This window comes from Streptomyces xanthophaeus (genome assembly GCF_000725805.1).
GTDB classification, from domain to species: Bacteria; Actinomycetota; Actinomycetes; order Streptomycetales; family Streptomycetaceae; genus Streptomyces; species Streptomyces xanthophaeus.
Map to the genome: position 1 here is coordinate 226,955 of NZ_JOFT01000017.1, position 15,766 is coordinate 242,720.

11 protein-coding genes are annotated in these 15,766 nt (G+C 73.1%); 6 read left to right on the top strand and 5 right to left on the bottom strand.

What is annotated here, in order from left to right; all coding sequences use genetic code 11:
• Positions 1–33: 33 nt before the first annotated feature.
• Positions 34–1,665 (bottom strand): FAD-dependent oxidoreductase, encoded by a 1,632-nt coding sequence (locus IO30_RS0111685; RefSeq protein WP_031141998.1) that lies wholly within the window; start codon positions 1,663–1,665, stop codon positions 34–36.
• 232 nt (positions 1,666–1,897) lie between these two features.
• Between IO30_RS0111685 and IO30_RS0111690 the strand changes: the two genes are divergently transcribed.
• Together IO30_RS0111690 and IO30_RS0111695 are read left to right on the top strand one after the other, a co-directional pair.
• The gene (locus tag IO30_RS0111690; RefSeq protein ID WP_031142000.1) at positions 1,898–3,046 is read left to right on the top strand and encodes a SchA/CurD-like domain-containing protein; all 1,149 of its coding nucleotides are present in this window, start codon (positions 1,898–1,900) and stop codon (positions 3,044–3,046) included.
• 35 nt (positions 3,047–3,081) lie between these two features.
• On the top strand, positions 3,082–3,339 hold the full coding sequence (locus IO30_RS0111695; protein WP_031142002.1) for an acyl carrier protein: 258 nt from the start codon (positions 3,082–3,084) through the stop codon (positions 3,337–3,339).
• Positions 3,340–3,405: 66 nt separating this feature from the next.
• Here IO30_RS0111695 and IO30_RS0111700 read toward each other — a convergent pair whose 3' ends face one another.
• Both IO30_RS0111700 and IO30_RS0111705 read right to left on the bottom strand, forming a co-directional pair.
• Positions 3,406–4,485, bottom strand: coding sequence for a methyltransferase (locus tag IO30_RS0111700; RefSeq protein ID WP_031142004.1), 1,080 nt, complete (start codon positions 4,483–4,485; stop codon positions 3,406–3,408).
• A gap of 35 nt (positions 4,486–4,520) precedes the next feature.
• Entirely contained in the window at positions 4,521–5,615 is a 1,095-nt protein-coding gene (locus IO30_RS0111705; RefSeq protein ID WP_031142006.1) for a right-handed parallel beta-helix repeat-containing protein, read from the bottom strand.
• Between the two features lie 396 nt (positions 5,616–6,011).
• On the opposite strand from IO30_RS0111705, the gene IO30_RS0111710 reads away from it, so the two are divergent.
• Positions 6,012–7,445 carry a nucleobase:cation symporter-2 family protein gene (locus tag IO30_RS0111710; protein ID WP_051859908.1) on the top strand — a complete coding sequence of 478 codons (1,434 nt, stop codon included), beginning with the start codon at positions 6,012–6,014 and terminating at the stop codon, positions 7,443–7,445.
• A gap of 70 nt (positions 7,446–7,515) precedes the next feature.
• Here IO30_RS0111710 and IO30_RS0111715 read toward each other — a convergent pair whose 3' ends face one another.
• Positions 7,516–8,238 (bottom strand): helix-turn-helix domain-containing protein, encoded by a 723-nt coding sequence (locus IO30_RS0111715; RefSeq protein ID WP_031142009.1) that lies wholly within the window; start codon positions 8,236–8,238, stop codon positions 7,516–7,518.
• 366 nt (positions 8,239–8,604) lie between these two features.
• On the opposite strand from IO30_RS0111715, the gene IO30_RS0111720 reads away from it, so the two are divergent.
• The 3 genes from IO30_RS0111720 (at position 8,605) to IO30_RS0111730 (ending at position 14,139) form a co-directional block, all read left to right on the top strand.
• The gene (locus tag IO30_RS0111720) at positions 8,605–8,970 is read left to right on the top strand and encodes a hypothetical protein (protein WP_031142011.1); all 366 of its coding nucleotides are present in this window, start codon (positions 8,605–8,607) and stop codon (positions 8,968–8,970) included.
• Between the two features lie 284 nt (positions 8,971–9,254).
• On the top strand, positions 9,255–13,073 hold the full coding sequence (locus IO30_RS0111725; protein ID WP_237403305.1) for an nSTAND1 domain-containing NTPase: 3,819 nt from the start codon (positions 9,255–9,257) through the stop codon (positions 13,071–13,073).
• A gap of 211 nt (positions 13,074–13,284) precedes the next feature.
• Complete coding sequence (locus IO30_RS0111730) at positions 13,285–14,139, top strand: NlpC/P60 family protein (RefSeq protein ID WP_031142015.1); 855 nt, start codon at positions 13,285–13,287, stop codon at positions 14,137–14,139.
• 28 nt (positions 14,140–14,167) lie between these two features.
• Here the strand turns inward: IO30_RS0111730 and IO30_RS0111735 are convergent, their stop codons facing one another.
• Positions 14,168–15,628 (bottom strand): lipase family alpha/beta hydrolase, encoded by a 1,461-nt coding sequence (locus IO30_RS0111735; RefSeq protein ID WP_031142017.1) that lies wholly within the window; start codon positions 15,626–15,628, stop codon positions 14,168–14,170.
• Between the last annotated feature and the right edge of the window lie 138 nt (positions 15,629–15,766).

The window sequence follows — 15,766 nt, forward strand, 5'->3', positions numbered from 1 at the left end:
GCATTCGGGCCCTGCGCCGCGGCCTCCGACGGGTCAGGAGCGGCCCAGCAGGGTGCTCATCACCTCGTGCAGGACCGCCTGCGGATCGTCGACCGCCTGCGTCCAGCGCCAGGCGACGAATCCGTCGGGGCGTACGAGGACCGCACCCTCGGGGTGCGTGCCGTGGACCTCGGCCCAGTCGGCCCCGTTCTCGGGGATGACGTCGGCTTCCGCCCCGATGCCGATGGCGTACGCGTCCAGGCGCATGCCCAGCTGTTCCGCGACCTCCTGGGCCGCCGCGCGCCAGGGCGTGCCCTCGGAGCTGAGCAGGACGAAGGAGCGCTCGTAGAGGTCGATGGTGGACTTCCGCTCCCCGCCCAGGCCGATCCACATGTGCGGGGCCCGGGTACCGGGGTCGGCGGAGAGCTGCATCCGCTCGGGCACGACGGGCCCGTCGGGGTCGGTGCCCACGACGGCGCCGCGGTTGTAGTGGTAGCCCATGGCCACGGCGAGGACGCCGCCGGGACGTGCGCCGGAGGCCCCCGGGGCGGGCGCGTACCCCGGGTGACTGTGCTCCGCCGAGCGGGCCGAGGCCCGCTCGCCGGTGGCCTGTGCCACCGGCTGCCGCTCGGCCTCGTACGTCTCCAGCAGGCTCGGGCCGGCCCAGCCCTCCAGCACGGCCGCGAGCTTCCAGGCGAGGTTGTGGGCGTCCTGGATGCCGGTGTTCGAGCCGAACGCCCCGGTCGGTGACATCTCGTGGGCGGAGTCCCCGGCGAGGAAGACGCGGCCTGATCCGTACTGGCGCGCGACCCGCTCCGCGGCGTGCCAGGGCGCCTTCCCGGTGATCGTGACGTCCAGGTCGGGTGCGCCGACCGCCCTGCGGATGTGCTCGATGCAGCGCTCGTCGGTGAAGTCCTCCAGGGTTTCGCCCTGGTCCGGGTGCCAGGGGGCGTGGAAGACCCACTGCTCGTGGTTGTCGACCGGCAGCAGGGCCCCGTCCGCGTCGGGCTTCGTCAGGTAGCAGACGATGAAGCGCCGGTCGCCGACGATGCGGGCCAGCGCGTGGGACCGGAAGGTGATGCTCACGTTGTGGAAGAGGTCGCCGGAGCCGCTCTGGCCGATGCGCAGCTGTTCCCGGACGGGGCTGCGGGGGCCGTCGGCGGCGACGAGGTAGTCGGCACGCACGGTGGTGTGCTCGCCGGTGTCCCGGTTCTTCACGATCGCGGTGACGCCGGTCTCGTCCGGGTCGAAGGACAGGAGTTCGGTGGAGAACCGCAGGTCCGCACCGAGGGTGGGGGCCACCGACATCAGGACCGGCTCGATGTCGTTCTGGCTGCACAGGCACCAGGTCGACGGGCTGAAGCGCGCGATGGCGCCCCCGGGGTCGATCTCCTCGAACAGCCACTCCTGGTCGTCCCCGGTGAGCGATCCGCCCTGGAGGATGCCGTGGTTGTCCGACAGCACCGAAGCCGCCTCGCGGATCCGTCCCTCCACGCCGGCGACCCGGAACACCTCCATGGTCCGTACGTTGATTCCGCGTCCGCGGGGATGCATCGAGGTGCCCGAGTGCTTCTCGACCAGCATGTGCCTGATGCCGTGCCGGCCCAGGAACAGGGAGGTGCACAGACCCACCAGGGAGCCACCCACGATGAGGACCGGCACACGGTGTTCAACGTTTTCCGTCATGTCTCATTCATGCCCTTTCGTACGGGGTTTCCCCCGCCCATTCACCCGCTTGGTTCTCCCCTCTCGCGCCGATCGCAGTACCGGACCACGATCGATTCCGGGTAGCGCCGCCCCCTCATCCGGGGGCTGACCGACCGCATCCGCAGGCGGATCACCCACGCGGATTCCACCGACGACTGACGACGTGCCACGGGATGCGGCGAACACGCGCGGTCTCGAAGGAGTGTGAACGATGACAACTTTGTCGGAACGGATATCGCAGTCCGCCTTCGACGGCTCCAGGCTTCGGGTCGTGCTGCTGCTCGACCTGTACGACGGCGCCCAGAACCAGTTCCTCCAGGTGTACGAGGACCTGCGTGCCCAGGTCTCCACCGTCCCCGGTCACATCAGCGACGAGCTGTGCCAGTCGATCGAGAATCCCTCCCAGTGGCTCATCACCAGCGAATGGGAGAGCGCACCGCCGTTCCTGGCCTGGCTGGGCAGCGAGGAGCACGTCCGGTCGGTCCAGCCGCTGCACGGCTGCGTACGGGACACCCGCTCGCTGCGTTTCAGCGTCCTGCAGGAGAGCGGCAAGACCGTGGTCACCGACGTCCCGGTACCCGTCAAGGGCCGTCTGCAGAGCGCGCCCCGGCGCGGGGACGGCGTGGTCCGCCACGCCCTCACCTTCACCGTCAAGCCGGGCAGCGAGTCCGTCGTCGCGAAGCTGCTGGCCGGGTACGCCTCCCCGCAGGCCCGCGTCGACGAGAACACGCGGCTGCGCCGCACCTCGCTGTTCATGCACGGCAACCGGGTCGTCCGGGCGGTCGAGGTGGAGGGCGACCTCCTCGCGGCGCTGCGGCACGTGGCCCGCCAGCCCGAGGTCAGGGCCCTCGAAGAGGCCGTCAACCCGTACCTGGAGCATGACCGGGACCTCGACGACCCGGCCTCCGCCCGGCTCTTCTTCACCCGGGCGGCGCTCCCGGCCGTGCACCACGTGGCGGCGGGCGGGGAGGAGTCCGCGGGCGTGGAGCGGCACGCCCTCTCCTACTGCGCCAAGCCCGGGTACGGCATGGCGCTCGCCCGGCTGCTCGCCGGGCAGGACGAGGCGGCCGTCGACGACCAGACGAGCCCCCTGGAGGCCAGCACCGTGTTCCAGCGCGACGACCTCGTCGTACGGCTGCTGGACGTGCGCGGCCCGCTCGACGCGCGGCCCGCCCTGGCGCTGGGTGTCGAGGGCGAGCGCAAGGCGGCGGTGCTCGCCCGGCTGCTCGACGACGGCGACGGCAGCGGAGCGGGCGCGGGCGGGGAAGGTCTCCTCGCCACCGACCGCGGGCTGTCCCGCTTCCTCGCGCAGTCCACCATGCGCCGGATCACCGACCGGCGGGCTTCCTCCGAAGCCTGACCCGCCCGTCCCACCGTGAGAAGGAGAACTCCGTCATGACCGCTCAGCTGACCATCGAAGAACTGGCCGCCCTGATGAAGAAGGGCGCCGGTGTCACCGTCGACCCCGTCGACATGGCGAGCCGCCCCGACTCGGCCTTCGACGAGTGGGGCCTCGACTCCCTGGGGCTCCTGGGCATCGTCGGCGAGCTGGAGAACCGGCACGGCCGGCCGCTGCCCGCCGACGCGGACCGCTGCAAGACCCCGCGGGAGTTCCTCAGCCTCGTCAACGACACCCTGGTGGCGGGCGCCTGAGGTGCGCCGGCACCCCGAGTCCGGCGCGGCGCCGGACTCGAGGTGCGGTCGCGGGTGCGCCCGCAGTCACCCGGGCACGCTGCATTCGAACGCGTGCAGGTAGGCGTTGACGGGGCGGACCTCCCCGATCACCAGCCCGGCGTCCGTCAGGCGGGTGACGAGGCTCTGCCGGGTGTGCTTCGCACCGCCGACGTTGAGCAGCAGCATCAGGTCCATGGCCGTGGTGAACCGCATCGACGGGGTGTCGTCGACGAGGTTCTCGATGACGACGACCCTGGCACCGGGGCGGGCGGCCGCGAGGACGTTGCCCAGGGTCCGGCGGGTGCTGTCGTCGTCCCACTCCAGGATGTTCTTGATGATGTAGAGATCGGCTTCGACCGGGACGGCCTCGCGGCAGTCACCGGGGACGATCGTGGTCCGCCCGGCGAGCGATCCGCCGTCCCGCAGCCGGGGGTCCGCCTTGGCGGCCACCCCGGGGAGGTCGAGCAGGGTGCCGTGCACCGCCGGGTGCTTCTCCAGCAGGCTCGCCAGGACGTGGCCCTGGCCGCCCCCGATGTCGGCGACCGAGCTGACGCCGGTGAGGTCCAGCAGGGCCGCGACGTCGAGGGCCGACTGCACGCTGGAGGTGGTCATGGCCCGGTTGAACACGTGGGCCGACTCGTGGGCGTCCTGGTGGAGGTAGTCGAAGAAGCCCTTGCCGAAGACGCCCTCGAAGACGTTCCCGCCGGTGCGCACGGCATCGTCGAGGAGCGGCCAGGCCTGCCAGGTCCAGGGCTCCGTGCACCACAGGGAGATGTACCGCAGGCTGTCCGGGTCGTCCTCGCGCAGCAGCCGTGACATCTGTGTGTGGACCCACCTGCCGTCCTCGGTCTCGGCGAAGACCCCGTAGCAGGACAGGGCGCGCAGCAGCCGCTGGAGGGGCTGCGGCTCGGCGTGGACCGCGGCGGCGAGTTCCTGCGCGGTGGCGGGCGTGTCGCCGAGGGCGTCGGCGACGCCGAGGCGGGCGGCGGCGCGCACGGCCGCGGCGCACGCGGCGCCGAAGACGAGCTCCCTGAGCCGCATGCCCGGCGGAGGGGCGAGCGGGGTGAGCGGTGCGGGGGACGCGGGGTCGGCGACGGTGGTGGGGGTGGGGCTCACGGTGGTCATACAGCCTCGTTTCTCCTGATGACGGGGAACACCGGTCAGCACATCCCTGCGGGCTGGGAGACCTCGCACCGGTTGCCGGCGAACGTGTTCCCCGTGCCGGTGCCCTGGTTGGCCAGGTCCGCGGGCTTGTTGCCCAGGACGACGTTGTCCCTGATGACGTTGTCGGTGTTCTGGGCACCCACGAAGCTCTTGAAGAGCAGGATTCCGCCCGAGATCGGCGAGTTGCCGACGTTGTCGCGGACGGAGTTCCCGCGCAGGGTCGTCTCCTCGGCTCCGGTCAGGACGATGCCGGCGCCCTGGATGTCCGGGAGGCGGCTGTTGCCGCGGCAGAACTTGTTGTTGGCGTGGATCTTGTTGCCCTGGACGGTCATGTCTCCGGCGCCCGGATCGCCCTCGTCCCCGACGACGAACACGCCGCCGCAGTTGCCGGTGAGGGTGTTGTCCTCGATGGCCAGGTTCCTGACCCGTCTGGCCGTCACCCCGATGCGGTTCCCGGTCATCGTGTTGTGGCGGACGACGGCGCCCAGGGTGTCGGTGGCGCCGCCTTCCCGTTCGACGGTGTTGGCGATGAAGATGCCGGACTCGGCGTTGTCGCGGGCGAGGTTGTTGAAGAACCTCCCCCGGGTGGAGCGCTCCTGGGCGATGCCCCAGGTGCCGTTCTTCTCGGAGAGCACCCCTTCGACGGCCAGCCGGTCGGTGTAGGAGGCCCAGAGTCCGTTGCGCTTGAAGCCGGAGAGGGTCAGCGACCGGATGGTGACCCGGTCGACCGTCTGCTCCGCGGTGCCCATGACGCAGATTCCGGTGTCGGCCTGCGAGCAGGCGGTGGCCGCCCGGCCGGGCAGCGGGGCCGGAGCCGCCGCCGGCGGCGTGATCACCGTCCGCTTGCCCCACCCGCGCAGGGTCAGCGGCTTCGTGATCAGCACGTTCTCGCGATAGGTGCCGGGCATGACGGTGATGACGTCTCCCGGCTTTGCGGCGTCCACCGCTTCCTGGATCGACTCGCCCGCGCGCACCATGTGTCTGGCCGCTGCCGCCGTGGGGGTGGCGGTGGCGGTCGGCGCGACGGCGCCGATTCCCGTGGCCATGACGACGGAGATGCAGGCGAGGTACTTCAACTGTCGGTTCGTCACATTCCGAAGCTAGGGGCGATCAGCACCTCTCGCCACACCGGGTAAGCGGATGGATACATATGGTGCGCAAACGGCCTCATTTTCCTCCCGGACGGAGGCCCGGACGCGTACCCGGACCCGACCCCCTCCCGGTTACTCGCGAGGAAACACGGCCTGCGGCTATGGTGAGCGCCCTCGATCAGGTGTTCCTTCGGATCGCATGAACAAAGGCGCATTCGCTGTGCTGATCGAAGGATGTCCCGCCAATCCGGGGCGCAATCGCAGTGCAGAGCGATGTTCCGTCGGCAACACCGCCCGACGTCGGCTCGGCACGAGCCGGCCTGCCCCCGTCCTGCCATCCGGGACCGGGGGCGGCGGCCCTCTCTCATTCACCTACCTCGCGAAGGCAAGGCAGAGATGGCACGACGCATCCCCCGACAGTCCCCCCGACGGACCCCGCACCAGCAGGTGCACCCCGTCGACGAGTTGCTCCCCCTCCCCCGGCTCGCCCTCTACGGCCTCCAGCACGTCCTCGCGTTCTACGCGGCGGCGGTCATCGTCCCCGTCCTGCTCGGCAACGCCCTGGGCCTCTCCCGCGAGGAGCTGGTCCACCTCATCAACGCCGACCTGCTGACCTGCGGCATCGCCTCGATAGTCCAGGCGCTCGGCGTCTGGAAGGTCGGCGCCCGGCTGCCCCTGGTCCAGGGCGTCACCTTCACCGCGGTCTCGCCCATGATCGCCATCGGTACGGGCGCCGGCGGCGGCACCGCGGGCCTGCTCGCCGTGTACGGCGCGGTGATCACGGCCGGCATCGCGACCTTCCTGTTCGCGCCGGTGTTCAGCAAGCTGGCGAAGTACTTCCCGCCCGTGGTGATCGGCACGATCCTCACGATCATCGGCATCACGCTGATCCCGGTGGCCCTGCAGGACGCGGCCGGCGGCGCGCAGCTGATCGGCAGCCCCGCGTACGGGGACCCGAGGAACCTCGCGTACGCGCTGGGCACCCTGCTCTTCATCCTGGCGGTCGTCCGCATCGGCAAGCCCTTCCTCGGCAGCCTCGCCGTACTGCTCGGGCTGGTGGCGGGTACGGCCGTCGCCTGGTTCCTCGGCGACACCGATTTCGGGGCGGTGCACGACAGCGCCTGGTTCGGCGTCACCACCCCGTTCCACTACGGCATGCCGCGCTTCGAGCTGCTGCCGGTGGCCGCCATGCTCGTCGTCATGCTGATCACCATGGTGGAGACCACCGGCGACGTGTACGCCATCGGTGAGATCACCCGCAAGCGGGTGGACGGCGACACCGTCGCCCGGGCGCTGCGCGCCGACGGCGCGGCCACGGTGCTGGGCGGCGTCCTCAACTCGTTCCCGTACGTGGCCTTCGCCGAGAACATCGGTCTCGTGCGGATGTCCCGGGTGATGAGCCGGTACGTGGTCGTCGCGGCGGGGGTGTTCATGATCGTCCTGGGTCTGGTGCCGAAGGCGGGCGGCCTGGTCGCGGCGATCCCGCACCCGGTGCTGGGCGGGGCGGCGCTCTCGATGTTCGGCATGGTCGCCGCGGTCGGCGTCCAGATCCTCGCCAAGGCCGATCTGCGCGAGGAGCGCAACGCCCTGATCCTCGGGGTCAGTCTCGGCGCCGCGATGCTGCCCTCCACCGTCGGGCCGTTCTTCGACCGGATGCCCGACGGCCTGCGGACCGTGCTCGACAGCGGCATCACCCTGGGCGCGCTCACGGCCATCGCCCTGAACCTGCTGTTCAACGTCTTCACCACCCGTACGGCGATGGAGATCGACTGGGACCGGATCGGCGAGGGCGGCGCGGCCGGTCCGCCCTCCGGCGCGACGGCCCGCTGACGCCCTCGGGCCCACGGGCATGAGCCCGCGGGTCCCGCTCCGGCGGGGCCCGCGGGCGCGCGACACTCCGTCAGCGGCCGCCCAGGGGGAAGGGCGAGGCCTCGCCCGCCTCGCCGACCAGCTCCCAGAAGTGGTCGACGAGCCGGTCGAGGAAGGCGGCGCGCTCGGCGGCGATCTCCTTGAGGCGGGTGTCGTCGTTCAGGGCGACCACGTGCCCCATGTACCGCTCCGAGAACTGCGCGAACTCCCCGTGCATGGTCCGCAGGGCGTCGCCCACGCTGGTGGCGTCGACCACCGCGATCCGGACCACCGGCTCCACGTGCGCCTTCCAGCGCCCGTCCACGGCCGTCCGCAGGTGAGCGGCCAGCTCCTCGCCGCGGCCCATGATCCCGATGAGCTTGCTCAGGGACAGGCCCAGGGCCTCCACCAGGGCCCTGGTCTGCCGGGCGTCACCGTGCCACTGCCGGGCCGACTCCGCCGCGCGGTACTCGGACGGGTCCATGCCGATGCGGTACGCCAGCCGTTCCACGGTGAGCTGACGGGCCAGCCGGTGCTCGGCCAGGGTCCGGGGCTCCACCCCCATCAGGGCCGTGGCCTCGCACCACAGGACGTCGGCCAGGGAGAACAACTGCTGGTCGGAGGGCACGTGGGAACCGTGCTCCCAGGCGACCACCAGGTCGGGGTGGACGGGGACCCCGCAGGCCGCCATGGAGCGGGCCACCTGGGCGGGGGTGAGGCCCATGCGGGCCCGCGCGGACCGGGCTTCCGCGGGGGAGAACGGAGTGCTGTACACGTACAAAACACCTCGCAGCACCCTCGGACGGCGGGCGCCCGAGGGGAGACGGATCGGTGGATGAACATCCAGGAGCGGGCACATTAACAGATGTTCTATGGGTACGATCATCCATATCCCTTCGATCCGAAGGTGATACTCCCTGTTCGGCAAATGATCGTGCTTCTTCGCGTCAACAGGTCCCCGCGGAGCAGATGTTCCTCCCGGGCCTCCTCCCGGGCCGTTGCCTCCCCCCTCACGAGCGGCCAGGTCAGGGCGGGTTTCCCGGCCGGGCGGCCGAAGGGCAACAGGAAACCCGTCGACCCCCGGCCGGCCGCGGGACAGGCTGAAGGTGTCCGCACGAGGCAAGACCCACGAGGGGAAATCATGCGCAAGATGTTCCGCGGCGCTGCCGCGCTCGCCACCGCAGCCGTCGCCGTGATCGCGCTGGGCGGTACGGCCGGGGCCGCGCCGGCCGACGCCTGGGCCGGATGCCCGGACGGAGCGGTCTGTATCTACCCGCAGAACCAGAACCCGGCCGTCAAGCCGACCCACATCTTCTACGCCTACGGGGCCCACAACCTGAGCAACCAGTTCGGCAACCACTGGGTCCTCAACAACCAGACCGGCGGCGCGACCGCGAACCTGTGCAGCGGCTCCAACGGCGCGGGCTGCGGCGGCGCCATCCTGGCAGGCCACGGCGTCTACGCCGACCTCGGGCCGATCAACTCGATCCGCCTGAACCGCCCGTGACCGCGGGCTGACGGGGGGGGTGTCCGGAGCCGCCGACCACGGCTCCGGACCGCCCCGCCCCCGCCCGTACCGGAATCGTCAGTTGGCTGTCCGTCCGACCCCCGCGATAGCCTTGGCGGCGTCATCTCGCTGCCTGGGCGTGCTGTGCCATGGGGGATGTTGTGGGGGATCCGGACCGCCGGCGGAACGCCGATCACCAGCACGAGCCGTCCGAGGACGCCGCGCCGGCCTTTCCTGCGCAGCTGCGGCGCCTTCGGGTGCAACGCGGCCTGTCACTCGCCGACATGGCCCGCCAGACGCACTACAGCAAGGGCTACCTCAGCAAGATCGAGACCGGCTCCAAGCGCGTCACCGTCGATGTCGCACGCCGTTGCGACGAGGTACTGCGAGCAGAGGGTGAGCTCCTGCGCATGGCCCGGGAGGCGGAATCGCCCGGCGGCAACGCCCTTGCCGCCGTCAGCGCGGGCGACCCGCGCACGACCGGAAGCGGAACCGGAATCCAGCCGCCCGGTCCGCAGTCGGAGGGCGACTGTCCCTACCGCGGCCTGCCCGCCTTCACCTGCCTGGACGCCGGGTGGTACTTCGGGCGGGAACGCGCGACGGCAGAGCTCGCCGAGCGGGTCTTCGAACGCATCGGCCACGGACCGCTGATGCTGGTCGCCCCCTCGGGCGCGGGCAAGTCCTCACTGCTGAACGCCGGTCTGCTGCCGGCCCTGCGGCGCCGGGGCGGCTTCCCGATGCCGGGCGCCGAGAACTGGCCGGTGGTCAGGTTCACCCCCACCGCGCACCCCCTGGAGGAACTCCTCGACTGCACCGCGAAGGTGCTGGGCAGCGACCTGGGCATCACCGCCGACCAGGTGCGCGCGCGGCCCGCAGCCCTGCTGGAGGCCGTCCGCCGGCTCTCGGACGCCGGCACGGACGCCGGCACCACGGGCGCCGCCCGGGACCCTCAGCCTCCGCCCGTCCGACCGGTCCTGGTCGTGGACCAGTTCGAGGAGCTGTTCACGCTCTGCACGGACGAGGCCGAACGGCGGTCCTTCGTACGGGTGATCCGGGCGCTCGCCACGGCCGCCCCGGGCGGCTGCGGGCCCGACCCCGCGGTCGTGGTCCTCGGCCTTCGGGCCGACTTCTCCGGGAACTGTCTGGACCTGCCCGAGCTGGCCTCCGTCTTCACCGAGGGCCTGTTCGTCCTGCCCCCGATGTCCCTGGCGGAACTGCGGGAGTCGATCGCGCGCCCGGCGGCCCTCGCCGGACTCACCCTCGAACCCGGCCTGGTCCCGCTGCTGCTGCGCGACGCCGGCCTCAGCGAGGAGCCCGGCCCCTCCGACCCGGCCGGGGTGCCGGGCCACACCCCGGCCGGTGTGCTGCCCCTGGTGTCCCACGCGCTGATGGCCACCTGGCAGCGGCGCGAGGGCTCCACCCTGACCGTCGCCGGGTACGAGCACAGCGGCGGCATCCGCGGGGCGGTCGCCCGTACCGCCGAGAACGTGTTCGCCCGCCTGTACCCGGCCGAGCAGCAGACCATCCGCCGCGTCCTGGTGCGCCTGGTCCACGTCGCCGACGGTACGGGCGCCACCCGCCGCCGCGTCGCCCGGAGCACCCTGATGGGGCAGGCGGCCGATACCGAGGGCGTCACGGCGGCCCTCGACCCCTTCGTCCAGGCCCGGCTGGTCACCATGGGCAGCGACACCGTGGAGATCACCCACGAGGCCCTGCTCCAGGCCTGGCCCCGACTGCACGGCTGGATCCACGCCGACCGGGCCGGGCTGCTCCTCCACCAGCAGCTGACCCACGCGGCCGACGCCTGGGAGAGCGAGGGCCGCGACCCCAGCGCCCTCTACCGCGGGACGCGGCTGGACGGCGTACGGTCCTGGGCCGACGAGTTCGACGGGCGCAGCAGGCTCGCCCCCCGGGAGGAGGCCTTCCTGCGGGCGAGCCAGGAGGCCGAGGACCTCCGGGAACGGCAGGGCAGGCGTCAGGTCCGGCTGCGCCAGGGGATGCTGGCCACCCTCGTCGTCCTGCTGACCCTCGCCCTGACCGCGGGCGCCCTGGCCTACCAGCAGCGGACGGGCGCCCTCGCCCAGGAGCGCGCGGCCCGCTCGCGGGCCCTCGCGCTCCAGTCCACCTCGCTCGCCGCCGGTCAGCCGGAACGGTCGATGCTGCTCGCCGGTGCGGCCTACGGGGCCGGGACGACGGCCGAGGCGCGCGGCGCGCTGCTGAGCACCCAGGCGCAGCCCTTCGTCGCCCGGCTCGGCGGGCACGGCGGGCCGGTCAACGCGGTGGCCTTCGCGCCCGGCAACCAGCTGCTCGCGACGGCCAGTTCCGACGGCACGGTGACCCTGCGCCGGCTGGCGGACCGGGCGACGACCACGACCTTCACCGTCCCCGGCCGGGTGCGCTCGGTGGCCTTCGGTCCCGACGGCCGCACCCTCGCCGCGACCGCCACCGACGGGCCCGCGCGGCTCTGGGACCTCACCGGTCCCCCGGCCGAGTCCGTCCTGCCCGCGAGCACCTCGGGCGCCCGCGCGGTGGCCTTCGCACCGGACGGGAGGACCCTGGCCACGGCGGGCGCCGACGGCACCGTACGGCTGTGGGAGGCCGCCGGGGACCACCGGGAGCCGACCGCCTCCCTCACCGGGCACACCGGCAGGGTCAACGCGCTGGCCTGGGCGCCGGACGGCCGGACCCTGGTCTCGGCCGGTGCGGACCGGACCGTACGGCTGTGGGACGCGGATCGGGCGCGGCCGCTCGCCGTGCTCCCCGGGCACACCGACGAGGTCCTGGGCGCGGCGTTCTCACCGGACGGGAAGACGGCCGCGACCGGTGGCGTGGACCGGACCGTGCGGCTGTGGGACGTGGCGGCGCGCCGCCAGAGCGCGACACTGACCGGGCACAGCGACGACGTCAACGCGGTGGCCTACACCCCCGACGGGACGACCGTCGTCAGCGCGGGCGGCGACGGGACGACCCGGCTGTGGGACGTCGCGGGCGCCCGCCCGGTCGCCACGCTCGCCGGGCACACCGACTACGTGCTCGGGGTGGCCGTGGACTCCGCGGGGACCCTGCTGGCCACCGCGGGGTTCGACCAGTCCGTGGTCCTGTGGGACCTGCGCGGCCGGATGCTGACGGCGCGTCCGTTCACGGAGGTCTGGGACGCCGCCTACAGCCCGGGGGGCGAACTGCTGGCCACCGCAGAGGCCGACCACGCGGTGCGACTGTGGGACGTGGCGCGGCGGCGGGTGGTGACCTCCTTCACCGGTCACAGCGAGACGGTGTTCTCGGTGGCCTTCGCACCCGACGGGCGCACCCTGGCCTCGGCCGGGTCGGACGGCACGGTCCGCCTGTGGGACGTGTCCGCCCGGGCAGAGCTCGGCACGCTCACGGGCGGGCAGGGGACGGTGTTCTCGGTGGCCTTCGCACCCGACGGGCGCACCCTGGCCTCGGCCGGGGCGGACGGGTCCGTCCGCCTGTGGGACGTACCGGGCCGCCGGCTCCTCGCCACGCTGACCGGGCACACGGACTTCGCCAACGACGTGGCGTTCGGCCCGGACGGGCGGACCCTGGCGAGCGCCGGTGACGATCTGACGGTCCGGCTGTGGGACGTCGCGGCGCGGCGACCGCTGGCCGCGCTCACCGGACACACGGGGGCGGTGCGGGGCGTGGCCTTCAGCCCGGACGGGCGTTCCCTGGCGAGCAGCGGCAACGACGGGACCGTACGGCTGTGGGACGCCGGCCGGCACCGCCTGCTGGCCTCGCTCGCCGGGCACACCGGATCCGCGCGCGGCCTCGCCTTCTCCCCCGACGGGCGCACCCTCGCCTCCAGCGGCAACGACCGTACGGTGCGCCTGTGGGAGGTGGCAGGGCGCCGGCTCGGGGCCACGCTGACCGGGCACGCCAACGCGGTGTGGGGCGTCGCCTTCGCGCCCGACGGGCGGACGGTGGCCAGCAGCAGCACCGACGGCACCGTGCGGCTGTGGGACCTGGACGTCGGGAAGCGGCTGGCGCAGGTGTGCCGGATGCGGGCGGCCCTCGGCCCGCGGCAGCTCGCGGCGCTCCTGCCGGAGCTGACCGGCGCCGCCGGGCCCGGCTGCCCGGGGACCTGACGCGGGTGCGGGGCGCTCGGCCCGGAGGGTTTCCCCGGGGGTTTCCCGTTGCCCGTCCCGGTGGGGCGTCCCCGGAGCCTCGACGCGCGGGAGCCACGGCCACCAGGCTGCGACACGACCGACCACGACCCGACCCGGCCGACCTGCCCGGCCGCCCACCCGCCTGACTGCCCGCCCGACCGACCGACCGCCCAGACGAATCGAGGTCCGCATGCCCCGCAGGTCCGCACCCTTCGGTCCGCTCCTCACCTTCCTCGCCCTGCTCTGTCTCCTGCTGTGCACGCCCGCCCCGGCCGCGGCCGCCGCCGACGGCGCGTGCGCCGTCCTGGCCCCGGGAGCCTCCCCGGCGGCCGAACGGGCCGTGGCCGCGACCTGCGCCCAGGTCGACGCCGACGTCTGGTACACCTGGGGCGGCGGCCACGGTCCGCAGCCCGGTGCCACGTACGGGCAGGTAGACCCGTCCGACCCGGCCAGCGAACACGACCCCGAGCGGCTGGGCTTCGACTGCTCCGGGCTGGTCCGGTACGCCTACGCCCAGGCCACCGGTTCGGACCTCCTCAACGGGGTCGCCAGCAGCCAGTACTACACGCACCGGGCCGCCGGACGCTTCACCGCCGAGCAGGGCCTCGGCCCGCTGCTCCCCGGTGACCTGCTGGTGTGGGGCACCTCCCGCAAGCTCCACCACATCGCCGTCTACCTCGGCGCGGGCAAGATGGCCGAGGCCCGGCAGTCCGGCACGAAGCTGATGGTCAGTGACGTCCGGCTGGACGGCGACTACTACGGGGCGGTGCGCATCGACCCGGGCCCGGTGACCGGGCACGTCTTCCAGACCTGGGGCACCGGCGTGTGGACCAAGGCCGAACCGTCCCTCGCGGCCGCCCGGGTCTACGCCTTCCCGGGGCCGACGACGGTCCGGGTCGGATGCCAGAAGCACGCCGAGGAGGTCACCTCGGACGGCTACACCAACGACGCCTGGTCCTACCTGCCCGACTACCGCGCCTGGGTCAGCAACATCTACGTCCGCGGGCCCGCGTGGCTGGACGGGGTGCCCACCTGCAAGGACTGACCCCGCGCGCACCGTCACCCCTCACCCGTCACCCGTCGACGACGGTCAGCACCTCGCGGTGGACGGCGTACGGGCCCTCGGCCTCCAGCCTCAGGACCCAGGTCCCCGCGGCCCCGGCCGTGAGCGCGGCGCGCAGCAGGCCCTCGCCGTCCGGGGTGAGCGCGACCGGTTCCCCGGCCGGCTGCGCCGCGCCGGCGGCGGAGAGGCTCGCGCGGACGGGCCGGCCGGCCTGCGCCCCCTCGACCAGCACCTCGAAGGGCTCCCCCGCCACCGCGAAATCGGGCGCGAGGACGCCGAACTGTTCCTCTCCGGTGAGCGTCTGACCGGCTCCGCGGCCCCGGACGACGGACGCCAGCTGGTGCCCGACGGTGTCCGCGCCGGTCAGGTCCACGTGGCGGTGCCCGCTCCAGACCGCGTCGCTCATCTCCTCCAGGGCCCAACCCGCGAACGCCGACTCCTCGGGCACCGTGCCGTCCCCGGTCCAGGGCTCCACCTCGTCCAGCGCGGTGGGGAACTTCAGTCCCTCCGGGGCCAGCAGCACACCGTGCACCGTGGGATGGGCCCGTCCGCCCAGGCAGTGGACCTTGTACGGCAGCCCGCCCTCCCCGCTGCGGCGCCGGTTGCGGGCGAGGGCGTCCTCGAACTCGGTGTGGAAGGCGAACGCGTCCTTGACCAGCTCCGACGGCAGGTCCGGTACGGAGATGCCCTCGTCGTCGAGGTAGCGGGTACGGGTCAGCCCCGGCAGCATCACGGCCCGGTACACGGGCAGCAGCTGCCCGACCGAAGGGAAGCTGCGGCACAGTTCGGCGAGGGCCGGGTTGAGCCAGGTCCCGGCCAGGGTCAGCGCCTTGCGCCCCAGCAGCCGCTGGTCGTCGCCGGGCCCGATGCCGTTGCGGGTCAGGAAGCGCACCGCCTTGGCGGCCCCGCGGTGCGGGGTCCCCAGGGTCACCAGCGAGCGGGCGGTCTCCCGCCCGCCGAGGCACTCCAGGTAGTAGCGGGTGACCAGGCCGCCCATGGAATGGCACAGGAAGATCACCTTGGGCTCGTCGGCGGCCTGCGGGTAGTACGCGCGCACCCGTTCCCGCCACCGGGTCAGGGCCCGTCCCACGGCGGTTCCGAGGTCGGCGGCGGTGAGCCGGTTGGAGAGCCGCCAGTCGTAGGTGAAGGCGAGGTACTGCTCCTCGTGCAGGTCGCCGACGAGGGCGCGGAGGTCCGGGTATCCGAGGGAGGACAGCAGGCCCGGCAGCGCGGAGGGCGTCTTGACCAGCCCGTCGGCCGCGACCGCCCAGGGCGCTTCGGGCCGGTTGTCCCCGATGCCCGGCGGCAGCGCGAGCCGGTCGAAGGCCGCGCCCGGGCTGCGCGGGTGCGCGGCGAGCTCCTTGGCCAGGTGCAGGGCGGTGCGCAGGGACTGGTGCCACACGTCCTGGTCCCCGCGGGTGAGCCTGCTGCCGAGGATGCCGGGGACGTAGACGACGAGGTCGTGGCGCAAGGCGGGGTCTCCCGTTCGGGGTCTTCGAGGTTTTCGGGGTCTGGGATTCGGGTGCGGGGGAACGCGGACTCGCGGGCACGGGCTCGCGGGCACGGGCTCGCGGTTCCCCGGGCGGGCGGGCCGGTGGCGCGGGTTCCC

Coding starts and splice junctions, on each gene's coding strand:
- IO30_RS0111725 (WP_237403305.1), top strand. CDS start 9,255: ATGGCCCGCCAGACGCACTACAGCAAGGGCTACCTCAGCAAGATCGAG.
- IO30_RS0111685 (WP_031141998.1), bottom strand. CDS start 1,665: ATGACGGAAAACGTTGAACACCGTGTGCCGGTCCTCATCGTGGGTGGC.
- IO30_RS0111695 (WP_031142002.1), top strand. CDS start 3,082: ATGACCGCTCAGCTGACCATCGAAGAACTGGCCGCCCTGATGAAGAAG.
- IO30_RS0111690 (WP_031142000.1), top strand. CDS start 1,898: ATGACAACTTTGTCGGAACGGATATCGCAGTCCGCCTTCGACGGCTCC.
- IO30_RS0111700 (WP_031142004.1), bottom strand. CDS start 4,485: ATGACCACCGTGAGCCCCACCCCCACCACCGTCGCCGACCCCGCGTCC.
- IO30_RS0111710 (WP_051859908.1), top strand. CDS start 6,012: ATGGCACGACGCATCCCCCGACAGTCCCCCCGACGGACCCCGCACCAG.
- IO30_RS0111720 (WP_031142011.1), top strand. CDS start 8,605: ATGCGCAAGATGTTCCGCGGCGCTGCCGCGCTCGCCACCGCAGCCGTC.
- IO30_RS0111730 (WP_031142015.1), top strand. CDS start 13,285: ATGCCCCGCAGGTCCGCACCCTTCGGTCCGCTCCTCACCTTCCTCGCC.